The organism is Hyphomonas chukchiensis, assembly GCF_000682695.1.
Lineage (GTDB): Bacteria > Pseudomonadota > Alphaproteobacteria > Caulobacterales > Hyphomonadaceae > Hyphomonas > Hyphomonas chukchiensis.
Genome location: NZ_AWFG01000019.1, coordinates 165955 through 179802 on the forward strand (window position 1 = coordinate 165955; position 13848 = coordinate 179802).

General features: G+C 62.4%; 14 protein-coding genes. 11 read left to right on the top strand and 3 right to left on the bottom strand.

Annotated features, from left to right (window positions below):
- Positions 1-2: 2 nt before the first annotated feature.
- From HY30_RS08140 to HY30_RS08175, 8 genes are all read left to right on the top strand, one after another.
- Positions 3-518: a cation:proton antiporter subunit C gene (locus HY30_RS08140; RefSeq protein WP_034738889.1), complete on the top strand. Its 516-nt coding sequence runs from the start codon at positions 3-5 to the stop codon at positions 516-518.
- Entirely contained in the window at positions 515-2050 is a 1536-nt protein-coding gene (locus HY30_RS08145) for a monovalent cation/H+ antiporter subunit D family protein (RefSeq protein ID WP_034738891.1), read from the top strand. The genes HY30_RS08140 and HY30_RS08145 overlap by 4 nt, the downstream gene beginning before the upstream one ends.
- A complete protein-coding gene (locus HY30_RS08150) occupies positions 2047-3555 on the top strand; it encodes a proton-conducting transporter transmembrane domain-containing protein (RefSeq protein ID WP_051615104.1) in 1509 nt (502 codons plus the stop codon). The genes HY30_RS08145 and HY30_RS08150 overlap by 4 nt, the downstream gene beginning before the upstream one ends.
- On the top strand, positions 3552-3989 hold the full coding sequence (locus HY30_RS08155; protein ID WP_051615105.1) for a hypothetical protein: 438 nt from the start codon (positions 3552-3554) through the stop codon (positions 3987-3989). Before HY30_RS08150 ends, HY30_RS08155 begins: the two co-directional genes overlap by 4 nt.
- Positions 3989-5737, top strand: coding sequence for a Na(+)/H(+) antiporter subunit D (locus HY30_RS08160; RefSeq protein ID WP_034738893.1), 1749 nt, complete (start codon positions 3989-3991; stop codon positions 5735-5737). Before HY30_RS08155 ends, HY30_RS08160 begins: the two co-directional genes overlap by 1 nt.
- Before the next feature lie 130 nt (positions 5738-5867).
- The gene (locus HY30_RS08165) at positions 5868-6284 is read left to right on the top strand and encodes a Ros/MucR family transcriptional regulator (RefSeq protein ID WP_034738894.1); all 417 of its coding nucleotides are present in this window, start codon (positions 5868-5870) and stop codon (positions 6282-6284) included.
- A 145-nt stretch (positions 6285-6429) separates the two neighbouring features.
- Complete coding sequence (locus HY30_RS19200) at positions 6430-6921, top strand: PAS domain-containing protein (protein WP_081812123.1); 492 nt, start codon at positions 6430-6432, stop codon at positions 6919-6921.
- Between the two features lie 101 nt (positions 6922-7022).
- Positions 7023-7388 carry a helix-turn-helix domain-containing protein gene (locus HY30_RS08175; protein WP_081812124.1) on the top strand — a complete coding sequence of 122 codons (366 nt, stop codon included), beginning with the start codon at positions 7023-7025 and terminating at the stop codon, positions 7386-7388.
- Here the strand turns inward: HY30_RS08175 and HY30_RS08180 are convergent.
- Both HY30_RS08180 and HY30_RS08185 read right to left on the bottom strand, forming a co-directional pair.
- Positions 7378-7797: a SufE family protein gene (locus tag HY30_RS08180; protein ID WP_034739151.1), complete on the bottom strand. Its 420-nt coding sequence runs from the start codon at positions 7795-7797 to the stop codon at positions 7378-7380. The genes HY30_RS08175 and HY30_RS08180 overlap by 11 nt on opposite strands.
- A 90-nt stretch (positions 7798-7887) precedes the next feature.
- Positions 7888-8865, bottom strand: a complete 978-nt coding sequence (locus tag HY30_RS08185) for a hypothetical protein (protein WP_155839278.1) — start codon at positions 8863-8865, stop codon at positions 7888-7890.
- A 183-nt stretch (positions 8866-9048) separates the two neighbouring features.
- Between HY30_RS08185 and HY30_RS08190 the strand changes: the two genes are divergently transcribed.
- The 3 genes from HY30_RS08190 (at position 9049) to HY30_RS08200 (ending at position 11506) form a co-directional block, all read left to right on the top strand.
- Complete coding sequence (locus HY30_RS08190; RefSeq protein ID WP_034738898.1) at positions 9049-10635, top strand: sensor histidine kinase; 1587 nt, start codon at positions 9049-9051, stop codon at positions 10633-10635.
- 50 nt (positions 10636-10685) lie between these two features.
- On the top strand, positions 10686-11024 hold the full coding sequence (locus tag HY30_RS08195) for a DUF1491 family protein (RefSeq protein WP_034738901.1): 339 nt from the start codon (positions 10686-10688) through the stop codon (positions 11022-11024).
- Between the two features lie 107 nt (positions 11025-11131).
- A complete protein-coding gene (locus HY30_RS08200; RefSeq protein ID WP_034738904.1) occupies positions 11132-11506 on the top strand; it encodes a hypothetical protein in 375 nt (124 codons plus the stop codon).
- Positions 11507-11511: 5 nt separating this feature from the next.
- Here HY30_RS08200 and HY30_RS19675 read toward each other — a convergent pair whose 3' ends face one another.
- Positions 11512-13719: a vWA domain-containing protein gene (locus HY30_RS19675; RefSeq protein WP_162176912.1), complete on the bottom strand. Its 2208-nt coding sequence runs from the start codon at positions 13717-13719 to the stop codon at positions 11512-11514.
- Between the last annotated feature and the right edge of the window lie 129 nt (positions 13720-13848).

Consider the following 13848-nt stretch of genomic DNA (forward strand, 5'->3'; position numbering starts at 1 on the left):
CCATGCTGGAATTCATTCTCGAACGGGCAAATTACTGGGCCATCATCGGACTGATGATGATCGGCCTCTACATCACGTTTGCCAGCGGAAACCTCATCAAGCGCCTCGTCGGCCTGTCCCTGTTCCAGACCTCGGTCTGCCTGTTCTACGTGACACTGGGCAAGGTCGCCGGCGGCACCGCGCCGATCCTCTATGGCGAGGACGCCATCGAGCATGGCGGCGGCCATGGCGCAGAGGCGGCTCACCACGCCACTGAAGTGGTCGGCGGCCATGCGCTCGGCAATGCCAGCGCGCCGGTGGAACTCGTCCACACCTATTCCAACGTGCTTCCCCACGTGCTGATGCTGACGGCCATCGTCGTCGGCGTGGCGACCCTCTCTGTGGGCCTCGCCCTGATCGTTCGCATCCGTGAAGCCTATGGCTCGATCGAGAGCGATGAAGTGCGCGAGATCGACCTTGAGACGGCCCTCGCGCAGGAAGCCGAGATTGACCAATGGCTCAATGAGGCGGGCGCATGATCGAAATGTTGTTGAGTTCTGCGCCGCAATGGGCGCTGACGCATGCTGCGCCGCTGCTCGTGATGGTGCCGCTGATGCTGGCGCCGCTATTGGCGCTTGTGCCCAGCGGCCGCGTGGCGTGGCTGATCAGCGTCGCCGCGACCGCAATATCGCTGGTCTTTGCGCTGATCCTGCTGGGCATCATCCAGTCGCCTGAATCTGGCGGCGAAGTACGCTATGCCATGGGCAACTGGCTGCCGCCGCTTGGCATCGAGTTCCGGATCGATGCGCTGAACGCGATGATCCTTGTCCTGGTCACGACGATTGGCCTGCTTGCGTCGATCATGTCCTACCCGACGGTTGTGGCCGAAGTGCGCAAGGAGAAGACGGCGCTTTTCTACTCCGCTTTCCTCGCCTGTTTCGCTGGGCTCTGCGGTGTTGCGAGTACGGGGGATGCGTTCAACCTCTTCGTCTTCCTCGAAGTCAGCTCGATCTCGACCTATGTGCTGGTGGCGCTGGGCGCGTCGCGGGATCGCCGGGCGCTGCATGCCGCTTTCAACTACCTGATCATGGGCACGATCGGCGCCACGTTCTTCATCATCGGCGTCGGCTTCCTCTATGCCGCGACCGGCACGCTCAACATGGTCGACATCGCATCCAAGCTGCCCGCGCTTGATGGCAGCCGCACGGTGCAGGCCGGCTTTGCCTTCATCATCGTTGGCCTCGGCCTCAAGGCCGCCATGTGGCCGCTGCACCAGTGGCTGCCAAATGCCTATTCCTACAGCCCGAGCTTCGTCACCATGTTCCTGTCGGCAACGGCGACCAAGGTGGCGCTCTACGCGCTGATCCGCTTCCTGTTCTTCGTCTTCAGCCCGACCTTTGCCTTCGAGCATGCGGCCTTCACCTATCTGCTCATGCCACTCGGCATTGCGGCCATGGTGGCGTGCAGCTTCCAGGCCGTGTTCCAGACCGATGTGCGCCGCGTGCTGGCCTACTCCTCGGTTGCGCAGGTCGGCTACATGATCCTTGGCATCTCGGTCGGTACGGCAGCGGGCCTCAGCGCAGGCCTGTTCCATCTTCTGAACCATGCCATGATCAAGGGCGCCCTCTTCATGGCGGTTGCCGGTGTCGTGCTCACCTACAAGGGCACCAATATCCGTGACTTTGCCGGCCTTGGCCGCTCAGCGCCCTGGACGATGACAGCTTTCGCGATTGCCGGCCTCTCGCTGATCGGTGTGCCGCTGACGGCTGGCTTCCAGTCCAAGCTGCAGCTGGGTTATGCCCTGTTTGAGCATGGCTGGTGGTGGGCCGTTATCCTGGTCGTGTTCTCGAGCTTCCTGGCCGTGATCTATGTCGGTCGCATCCTCGAAGCCGTCTTCTTCCAGCCGCCGGTCAATCCGCGCAAGACGCACAAGGAAGCGCCCATCGTGCTGCTCGTGCCGCTCTGGATACTGGCCCTGGCCAACATCTATTTCGGCATTACCACCGAAATCCCGCTCGGCCTCGCCCGTGATGCAGCGGCGGCCGCCTTCGGACTGGAGGCATTCCGATGAGCCCTGACATGCTGATCCTTGCTGCCCTTTGCATCCCGCTGCTGATCGCTGCAGGCATTGCCGCTGCCGGGCGTTTCCCGAACGTGCGCGAGGGCGTGACCCTTGTCGGCTCCGTGATCCTCCTCGGCGTGGTGATTGCGCTGGCCGTGGCCGTGTCAAATGGTGAGACGCCTTATCTAGATCTCGGTGCGGCGGCGCCGGGCCTGTCCTTCACGTTCAAGCTCGAACCGCTCGGCGCCCTGTTTGCGCTGGTCGCCAGCGGGCTCTGGATCGTCAACTCGTTCTATTCGATCGGCTACATGCGCGGGAACCGCGAACGTAACCAGACGCGCTTCTACATCTGCTTTGCCTTCGCCATTTTCGGCGCGCTGGGCGTTGCCATGTCGGGCAACCTGTTCACGCTGTTCGTGTTCTATGAAGTGCTGACCCTGTCGACCTATCCGTTGGTTGCGCACAAGGGCGATGCGGCGGCCAAGCGCGGTGGACGCATCTACCTGCTGACGCTCCTCGGCACTTCCATCGGCCTCTTCCTCACCGCTGTGATGTGGACCTGGACGCTGGCCGGCCAGAACCTCGACTTCGTGCAGGGCGGCCTTCTGGCGGGCCTGAACATCAGCCCGGCCGTCTCGACCGCGCTGCTCCTGCTCTTCGCCTTCGGTATCGGCAAGGCGGCGCTCATGCCGGTGCATTTCTGGCTGCCCAATGCCATGGTCGCCCCGACGCCCGTGTCGGCGCTGCTGCACGCCGTGGCCGTTGTGAAGGCTGGCGTATTCACCGTGATGAAAGTGTCCATCTTCATCTTCGGCGAAGACCTGCTCCAGGCCACGCCGGGGCGTGAGTTCATTCTCGGGGTCGCCTGTTTCACCATGATTGTCGGTTCGCTTGTCGCGATGACCAAAGACAACCTCAAGGCAAGGCTTGCCTACTCGACGATTGCCCAGCTCGCCTATGTGACGGCCGGTGCTATGATTGCCAACCAGGCCGGTTTCCTCGGCGGCAGCATCCAGATCGCGGCCCACGCTGTGGGCAAGATGACCCTCTTCATGTGTGCGGGTGCCATTTACGTCGCCACCGGCGCGACCAACATTTCCCAGATGCGCGGCCTTGGCCGCCGCATGCCCATGGTCTTCATCGCCTTCTTCATCGCCTCCCTCTCGATCATCGGCATTCCGCCCATGGCCGGCGCCTGGGCGAAATATGAGCTGATGCAGGGCGCCATTGATGGTGGTGACACCTATGTGCCGTGGATCCTGATCGGCTCGTCGCTGCTGAACATCGCCTACCTGCTGCCGATCCCGATCCTCGCGCTGATGCCGCCGCCCGGATCGCCCGAGCCTAAGGCGTTCAAGCGTCCCGGGGGCGCGCCAGCGCTGACCGTCGCGGCACCTGTCTTCACGGCAGCGCTGTGTATCATCCTCTTCTTCCTCATGGGGCCGCTGGCTGATTTCCTCGCGCCCTCCGTTGGCGGCAGCGCTGCGCCCATCGTTACAGGAGTCCAGCCATGAGCAATGACACGCCTGAAACCCGCGACAAGTCCGGCCGTTTCCTCAGCCGTGCCGCCGAAAAGGCGCACGACCTGCACACCGTTTCCGATGAGGGCGTTCACCCGATGGCGAAGATCCTGTTCGGCTGGACGGAAGCCAAGAATATCGGCGCCATCATGTTCTGGGGCCTCGGCATCCTCGGCGCCTTCCTCATCGTGCTCGACGTTTTCGTGCACCGGCATGACTATTTCACCTTTGCCAATTCGACCGGCTTCTATGGCCTTTACGGTTTTGCCTGCTTCGCCTTCGTGGTGCTGATGGGCTGGCCGCTGGGTAACCTGCTGCGTCGCAGCGAGAACTATTATGGCGATGCCGGCGGCCCGCCCGCTGATGTCGACCCGGACAGGCCCATGCCGCCTGAAAATGCGCATCCGACCTATGAGGGAGACGACTGATGCCCGCCTTCCTGACTGCCCTGAACCCCGGCTGGCTGCTGATCCTTGCAGGCGTCGTGGCGATTTTTCTACCCATGCGCCGCGCGCGTCAGGGCATTGCCATTGCCGCGCCCCTGGTTGGCATCGCGCTTCTGGCGATGGCCGATCAGAATGTGAACCACCTGACGGCCAGCGTCATGGGCATGGACCTTGTGCTTTACCGCGTCGACGGGCTGAGCTTCGTATTCGGTCTCGCCTTCCTGATCGCTGCGCTACTGAACGCCATCTATGCCTGGCACACCGATGACCGCGTGCAGGACGGTATGGCACTGGCCTATGGGGGCGCGGCTGTTGCGGCGGCCTTCTGCGGCGACCTGATGACCCTGTTCATCTTCTGGGAAATCACGGCTGTCACCTCGGTCTTCATGGTGCTTGGGGCCGGGACGCGCGCGTCCTATTTTGCGTCCATGCGCTATCTCGGCGTCCAGATCCTGTCGGGCGTTCTGCTGCTTGCGGGCATCGCCTATGTCTATAAGGATACAGGCAGCATCAGCCTGAAAGTGTTCGAAAACCTGGCGGAGCCGGGCGCACTGCTCATCTTCATCGCTTTCGGCATCAAGGCGGCTTTCCCCTTCCTCCACAACTGGCTGCAGGATTCCTATCCGAAGGCCTCTGTTGTCGGCGCTGTGGTCCTGTCGGCCTTCACGACGAAGCTCGCGGTCTATGCCTGCGCGCGCATGTTCCCCGGTCAGGATGCGCTGATCTGGATCGGCGCCGTCATGACCTGCTTCCCGGTCTTCTTTGCCGTGCTCGAGAACGACCTGCGCAAGGTTCTGGCCTATTCGACGAACAACCAGATCGGCTTCATGATCTGCGCCATCGGCGTCGGCACCCCGCTGGCGCTGAACGGCGCCGTGGCCCACGCCTTTGCGGACATCATGTTCAAGGGCCTGCTGTTCATGTCCATGGGCGCTGTCCTCTACCGGACGGGCACGACCAAGGCCTCCGAACTGGGCGGCCTTTACCGCTCCATGCCATGGACGACCGTGTTCTGCCTCATCGGGGCCATCTCGATCTCGGCCATGCCGCTCTTCTCGGCCTTCGTGACCAAGTCCATGATCCTAAGCGCCGTGGCCCATGCCGGCCTGCCGATCATCTGGCTGATGCTGATGTTTGCTTCTGCCGGTGTGCTTGAGCATTCGGGCATCAAGATCCCGTACTTCGCCTTCTTCGGTCATGACAGTGGCCGCCGCGTGAAAGAGGCGCCATTCAACATGCTGCTCGCCATGGGCATGGCGGCGTTCATCTGCATCGCCATCGGCATTCCGGCCATCGTGCCCGGCCTTGGCTATGAATGGCTCTACAACCTGCTGCCCTATCGCGAAGAGGCGATGTCGTACCAACCGTTCACCTTCGATCATATCCTGACGCAGATGCAGCTGCTCGTGCTCGCCACGTTCGCCTTCGTCGTGCTCAAGCGGTTCGGCCTCTACCCGCCCGAAAAGCCCGGCACGATCCTCGATACCGACTGGGCCTATCGCAAGATCGGCTTCGGCATGGCCAAGTGGCTTGGCACGGTCTGGGGCAAGGTTGGTCCGGCCATGACGGCGGTCTTCTTCGGCATCACAGGACGGGCCTATGACCGGATCGAGGCCGCTTTCAGTCCGCGGGGCGAACTCGCTCGCGGGGCGCTGACGGGCGCGATGGCGATCTGGACGGCTGCGTTGCTGGGGCTGGTGCTACTGCTCGCCTTTGTGACTGTCGGCTAGTTATCTATTGGCAGCGCAAGTGCCTGCATGTGTACGCAGAGTTGTCTCTGCATACCGAGGGCTGCATTTTATTATTTACTATTAGTTTTCTTCAGCTACGCCAGAATAGATCGTGGCTGGGGAGAAGCTAATGACTGATGCTCTTAAGAGTACTGCGCGGGATAGTGTGGTCATCGAACTTGCGAGCGAGATTGTATCTGCTTTCGTGCGGAACAACTCTGTTTCGGCAGCCGAACTGCCAGATCTGATCCGAAGTGTTCATGCCTCGCTGTCTGCACTGGGCACGCCAGATGCGGACCAGAGCCGCCAGAAACCGGCCGTTTCGGTCAAGCGCTCCCTCGGTGAGGATTTCCTCGTCTGCCTTGAGGACGGGAAGAAGTTCAAGTCGCTGAAGCGCCACCTGCGGACCAAGTATGACATGTCGCCCGATGAATATCGGGAAAAATGGAACCTCCCCCCTGACTATCCCATGGTCGCGCCGGGCTATTCCAAGCATCGTTCAATGCTGGCCAAAAAGATGGGCCTGGGTAAAGGCGAGAAAGTCTAGTTGTTGGTTGCGAATACTGTTCGTTACGGTGTCGCAACGAAATAAATTTGTAAGACTGGTTAACAAATCCTGTAGTTGACTCTTGATCTGCGACTCCACTCGCGCGATAGGTGATTCTGTCGAATCACCTTGGGGGTGGCCCACGATGTCTAAGAAACCTGTATTCCAGGGCGTAACGATCGCCCAGCAAGCCTTGATAAATTACTGGAAACAGCTGCGCGACGAAGGCGGCTGCGTCCGGCGCGAGGCAATCGATCCCGGCGCGCTCCGCAGCATGCTGGCCAGTATTTCCATCGTCCAGTTTGACGAGTCAGGCGATGGTCGCTTCCGGATCGCCGGCTCACGCCTTCGAGACATTTTCGGCATGGAGGCGCGCGGGCGCCGGGTTGCCGATGTCATCGGCGAGTATGGCGATGCTTTCGCGCTCGGCCTGTCAGTCGCGCTTGAACGGCGTGCGCCAGTTGGCGGCGTCATCGAGCAGGCGAACGGCATGCATGCCTGGCTGCGTTTGCCGCTGCTGGACTCAAACGGTCAGCTCACCATGGTGCTCTGCCATGACGAGATGCTGCCCAGCCGCCGTCTGATCACGCCGAACAGCGACTCCGTCCACACGTCTTCCCCGCGCGCGGCCGCCTGAATCGCCTGCACAGCCTGATGTCGTCTTGATGACATAGGAAAGTTATCCTACACCTTCCGGGGCCGGGTAGTCTTCTGCCTGCCAACCAGAAGGAGACAGTGATGGCGAAATTCGATCCCCAGAAAGACGAGGACCGCGCCTATCTGGCGGCGGCACTGACGGCCTATGCGCTGGGCCTGAAGCTTGAGGCCGTGCTGTCGCCAGAACGCGGCAGGCCGATAGAGGCCCGCGCCCGACACATCGCGATGTATCTCACACATGTGGCGCTGGGCATGAGCCTCGCCCGGGTGGCGCGTGCCTTTGACCGTGACCGTTCAACGGTCGCCTACGCCTGCCACCTCGTGGAAGACAAACGCGATGATGCGGACTTCGATAACTGGCTCGATCAGCTGTCGCTGGGCCTGTCGAGTGTTGTGCTGCTGGGCATTGCGCCGCGACTGGCCTGTTCCAATTCGCTCAGGCGGTGAGGGCCGCATGGGCATCGTTACGGATACGCTCCAGCATGGAGGCAAGGCCGTTGGAGCGCTGGGCGGTCAGCGCGCCCGACACGCCGATTTCGTCGAGCAGGGCCTTGGCATCGAAGGCCTCGGCCTCAGCCGGTGTCGCGCCGGAATAGAGCCGGATCAGAAGCGCAATCAGGCCGGAGACGATCATCGCATCGGATTCGGCCCGCACGATCAGCCGGCCGTCTTCCATATGCGTCACCATCCAGACCTGTGAGGCGCAGCCCCGCACAATTGTCTCGTCTGATTTTTCGCCGGGTGCCAGCGGCGGGTTCGCCTTGCCCAGATCGATGATGTGGGCATACCGCGCCTCCCAGTCTTCCAGCCAGGAAAACTCTTCACGTATCTCTGCGGCAGCCGATTCAATACTCATGTGCCGGAGATGGGGCATCGCGCGGCAAAAGAAAACCCCCGGCGCCGTAATGGCCACCGGGGGTCTGGTCTTTTCAAGGGGCGGTTTGGTCTACTGGTAGACGCCGCCGATGCACTTACCGACATCCGACAGGGCATGCTCGCCGATGCAGAACGGCACTTCATATTGCTGGTTCGCGGCGGCAACGCATTGCTGCAGGTTAAGGTTTGCCATGTTGAGGCAGCCCTTGGTCTCGCGCTCTGCCATGGCCGAGTTGATCTGGGTTGAGTTCTTCTCGGTGCTGGCACCCAGCACGCGATAGGCAGCGAGCGTGGCGATCTGGTCGGCCACAGGTTCCTTGCCGAACTTCACGCGCTTGCGGTTGCCGGTGAGGCCCGATGTGACAGCGGCCGGAAACTTAATGGCGCTGGCGGCGCCCGACACGTTGTCCCACAGCGAAGGGGCGCCCGTGCTGCCGGCCTGAACGAGGACCGAATCAAAATCCGTAGCGTTCATGGCTGTAACGAGGCCAAGCTTGGCTGGAATGCCGGCCGACTGGCTCAAATCGAGGCCGCGTGCCTTGGCGCCGGAATTACCGATCTTTGCCTTGGCCCAGCCGGAGGCCTGAAGCGAATAGGCCTGTTCCTTGACATAGGCGGCTGCGCTGTTGAGGCGTCGGCTGTCCGCTTCCGTGGCTGTCAGGGCCGAGCTGACGGCATTGTCGCCGCCGCTGAGTGTGCGGGCATATCGCACGTCGTTACGCATGCCGCTTTCCAGTGCGTCCCGTCCGTAGAAGCTTTCGATGTCGTGCACGGCAGCTCGATATTCCGGGTTTTGCGAAGCGATCAGCGCGGAATACGCGATCCAGCCTTTTGACAGCTGGTCGGGATTGTGGCCGCCCAGCGAAGTGAGGGCATGGTCGATGTCCCCAGCGGAAGACAGTGGTTTGTCTTTCACGTCTGTGACGTCCGACTGGTACGTGGCATATACTGCAGCTGTATCCGAAATCGGATCGGTACCCTGCGCACTTGCGCCTGCTGCCAGTCCCAATCCGACAAATGCCGCCCCGATCATTCTGATGGTTTTCATGGTCTCAACTCTCCCTCACGCGATACGCGATAGTCTTGCCCCATCTTCCCCACCGGGGGAACCTCACCTTGCCTGTCGAAAGCATTACAAATACAGCAAGGGATGGGAACCAGCTTCAGAATGCCTAATGAATCTCTATGGGATGTTAACGAGTCCCCCCGCATGACGCATCGCCGATTAAACTTGGTTAATGTTACCTGGCTGGCGCTGATTGCGGCTGCGGCACTGATTGCGGTGCTGCGCGGCGTGGGAATCATTCCGCTGCTAATCGGTTGCGTGATTGCGATTCTGCCAGCCTGCGTGGGCCTTGTCTTCCTCCGGCCGGGCCGGGACGCGTCCAGCTTTGCGCCGCCGCTCCTCGTCATCTGCTGGACGCTCGTCGCTGTGCTTGGCGTTGCGCTGACGGGCGGACCGTCCTCTCCCTTAACCATATTGTTCGCGCTGGCCCCGCTCGTCGCGCTCAACCTTTCAGACACCGACATGGCAGCCGAGGCCGCCATCTTCGGCGTCATCGCCTATTTCGCCGTCCTCATCATGGGCCGCTTCGGTCTCCTGCCGCCGGCGCTGGCCGAGCACCTGCCGCTGACCGTTGCGATTGCCTTTGCCGGGCTCGCCCTCGCGGGGCTGCTGGTCTGGGTTCTTGTGCGGGACCGCTATGCGAATGGCGCAGCCGTGCTGGCAGAGCCCGTGGCTGAGGCCGCGGTGGAAACGCCGCCTGCGCCGCTGCCGGTCTTTCCCACAGCATCGGGCCTCCTGCTGCTCGACATCGCTCCTGAGGGCCGCGTGCGCAGTCTCTCGGGCGATCGGCTGGGCCTCTCATCCCTGAAGACAGGCGCAGCGCTGAGCAGCCTGTTTGGCCCTGACGCTGATGTGGCCGCTCTGCGTCCCGAAAGCGGGCTCGCGCAGGGCGAGATCATGCTGGCCGATGGCCGCCTCGCCGCCTATACGGCAGAGGCCCATGATGGCGGCACGCACCTGCTCCTGCATGATATCAGCGCCGCCCAGCGGCAGAGTGAAGAAGCCTCCCGTGCCCTCGAAACGGCCGCGAGCAAACTTCAGGACCGCACGGCCTTCTTCGCCTCGCTCGGGCATGACCTGAAAACGCCGCTGAACGCCATCCTAGGCTATGCCGACATGATGCGCGCGCAGATTCGCGGTCCCCTGCCGGATGCCTACAAGGACTATCCGGACATCATCCACGAAAGTGGGCAGGACCTCCTCCTGCTGGTCGACGATATTCTCGATCTCGCCAAGGCCAATGCCGATCGCCAGCGTCTTGAGCCGGAACCGGTCGACCTTGTGGCCTCTGCCCAGTCGATCATCCGCCAGCTCGACAATCAGGCCGAGCGCGCCGGCGTGAAGCTGAAGATGAAGGCTGACGCGGAAGTCTGGGCGGAAGCCGATGCCCGGGCCGTGCGTCAGATCTGGCAGAACCTGGTCTCCAACGCGATCAAGTATTCTGAGCGCGGCGGCACCGTGACGCTCGATGCCTTTGAGGCGGGCGGCGCGGCGGTGATCAGCGTCATCGACCGGGGCGCCGGAATGACTGAAGATGACCTCAAGAAGGTCACAGAGCCATTTGCCCAGGGTGGCAATGCGCGCGGTCGCGCGGGGACAGGTCTCGGTCTCGCCGTGGTGCGCAGCTTTGCCGAGCTGCATGGCGGCCTGCTCAACCTCACCTCGCGGCCCGGCAAGGGCACGCGCGCCGAGGTGACACTGCCGCTGGCTGACCCGGCCGATATCGCACCGCTCGAGGATGCCGCCCAATAGGCTGGGCGTCGCCGCTTGCGGGCCGCTGCAATTCACGCAAAGGTCCGTTCATGGTCCGTCTGCCGTCCAAACTCTGGGTCGAAGCCCTGATCCGCACAGTGGAAGTAGCGGGCTCGTCTGCCTTCGTCGTGCAGAAGGGTGATGCCGAGCGCGGCGACACGCTGATCAAGGTCTCCCGCCTCGATGGCACCGCCGCCGCCTACACGCCCAGCACAAACCTTGAAGGCGAGCGCGTCTTCCGCAACCTTTTGGCCCAGGGCGTCGGCCCGGATGAGGCCAGTGTGGACGCCTATATCAAACGCGCCCGGTCGCGCGACAGCGACCTTTGGGTGGTCGAGATCGAGGACCGTGAGGGTCGTCATTTCCTCACAGAGGATATTGAAGACTAGTTTTGCCCCTTCCGCCCTGATTTTGCGGCAAGGCCGTTCAGGTAAACCCGCTGTTAACCCGACGAAGGCAGCCTCGGCTCAAATCCACTGCCGGGGGCGCGCAGACCATGTTGTTTCTACTCAACGATACGATCGCCGAGATAGATATCCCGGAGATTCACCTGTCCAAACGCTGGAAAAGCCTCGGCTGCGGCGACCCGCACAGCATGCGGGCCCGCGAGGCACTGGAATTCGTCACACGCGTCGTTGCCGACCATGTGCGCGAGCGTATGCCGATGGACGAAATCCTGATCCAGGATCTCGGCTCACTGATCATCGCGAAGACCGGCGCCAACGCGGCCTTGTTCCCGGTGTTTGACTCAACGGTCAGCGAGCCCCGCCTGACCATCCTGCCGGAAGCCATCCTCAGGGCATTGAAGCAGCGTACCGAACAGGAAGGTACGCCGCCCAATATTGCCGAGATCTGGCCGCTGGCGGCCTGAGGCGCCTACTTCACCGAAATAGGCCTGGTGACCACGACCGAGCGCCCGCCTTGCGCCTGCAGCACGTAACGCAGCGAATATGCCCCCGCCTTGTCCGGTGCCTTCAGCGTCAGCGTCGGGCCACCTGTTGTGTAGCCATAGGAGAGCTCTCCGCTTGTGTTTTTGTAGCCCTCGGGCACGAGATCAACATAGTCCCCGTCATAGGCAGGGCCTGTCCAGGCGACATCAAAGCTCGTCCCCTTGTCGACACTCGCCGGCGCGTCCAGCGTGGCTTTCGCGGCCGTCAGCGTCAGCGGCGCGACGGCCTTGATGGCGCGTCCTGTCGATGACGTGAAAATATAGCGCACATCATATGCGCCTGGCTCGCCCGGGGCCCGGATATTCAGTGGATTGTCCGCCTTCACATAGGTGTAGGACTTCTCCCCGCTCGTCAGTTTGTAGCCGCGCGGCACGATGTCGACATAGTCGCCATCATTGGCTGGGCCGGTCCATTCGACCGCGAAGGTTTCGCCCACGACCGCACTTGCCTTGGCAGGCTTCACCCCAAAGGGAATATCGCTGAGAGTCAGCGGCACGGCCTTCAGCACTGTGCGCCCGTCGGCCGATTGCAGCACATAGCGCACGTCATAATCGCCCGGCTCGCCCGGCAGTTTCAGCTCGACCGGATTGCCGTCAGATACATAGGCGTAGGACTTCTCGCCGCTTGTCTGCTTGTAGCCGCGCGGAACAATGTCGACATAGTCGCCATCCGTGCCCGGCCCGGTCCAGTCGACCACCAGTGACTTGCCGAGTGTCACGGACGGGTTGAAGGCCAGCTCGATCCGCGCGTCCATCACCTCAAGGGGTACGGTCTTCAGCACTTTGCGCCCATCGCTGGCCTTGGCGACGTAGCGCAACTCATACGCGCCCGGTGTGCCGGGGGCACGCAGCTTCAGCGTCTCGCCATCCTTGGTATAGGCATAGGACTTCTCCCCGCTCGTCTTCGTGTAACCTTCGGGTACGAGGTCGACATAGTCGCCATCATTGTTGGGGCCGCGCCATTTGACCGAGAGATTCTGGCCGATGCCGATGGAAGGTTGGGCCACAATCGCGACAGCCGCTTCGACCACTTTGATACTGGTGTTCGCGATCACGGTGCGCCCCTGCGGCGCGTTCCACACATAGCGCAGCTCATAATCACCGGGCGTGCCCGGCGCGCGCATGGAGACTGGGTTGCCGTCCTCTGTGTAGCCATAGGACAGCTCGCCATGGGTCTTGGTGTAGCCGGGCGGAACAAGGTCAATATAGTCTTCGTCAGCGCCGGGGCCGTCCCATGACACTTCAAACAGGGAGCCGATCTCGACCGTTTCAGGGCCGGTGATCGTGGCCGTCGCGGTCGCCGCTTCCGGCGGGCCGGATTCGACCGCCTCGGCGACCGTGCTCAGCGCGTCTGCCAGTTCGCCCGCGTTCGATGCTTCAATATATTTGCCGCCCGTCTGTTCGGCGAGGCAGGCGACTTGCCGGCCTTCATCGGCGCTGAGGCCAAAGCCGATCACATGGGCGGTAAAGTCGAGGCCGCGCGCCTCCAGCGACGCGCCCGCTGCGCAGGGGTCTGCGTCACACGTCTCGATGCCGTCGGTGACGAGGATCACGGTCGCCCGCGTCTCCTCGATCTTCATGGCATTCGCCGCCGTCTCGACGGCTGCCGTCAGAGGCGTCTTGCCCATCGGCACAAGCTTGTCGACCACATCGGGCAGGGGCGTCGTGGCGCCGGGGCTGCGCAGCAGCTCGATGTCCTTGCAGTCGCCCTTGCGGCGGTGGCCATAAGCAATCAGCCCCGCCGATCCGATGTCCGGATTGCTGGCCACCATGGTTCGCACGGCCTCGCGGGCAATGTCGCGCTTCGACTTGCCGTCGATCTGGCCCCACATGGAGCCCGAAGAATCCATCACCACCATGACTTTCATGGGGCCCTTGGGCGTTTCCACCACCGCGTCTTCCGACCTGGTGGGGGCCTCAAGGCTCACCGCGATGGGCTCGGCGCCACTTTCGCTGTCCATCGTGGCCAGTTCTGCAGTCGTAGTGGGCGCTGCATCGGCTGTCTTGGCAGGCAAGGCAGCGTCCGTGGCCAGTGTTTGTGGCGCATCGGCGTCCGCCGCCTTGCTCTTGCTGCAGGCAGACACAAGCAGGGCTGCAGCAGCGCAGCTGGCGAGAAATATACGTGGATTGAGCATGAAAAGCGTCCCCTTGTTCATGACGGTTTGTCCCCCGTCCGATTTATACAACGCAATCGCTGGGCGCAAAGCCGCCTTCAGCCCCTTCATTCCTTCAGGCAAATCGGCTAGTGGCTGGCGGCTGAAACA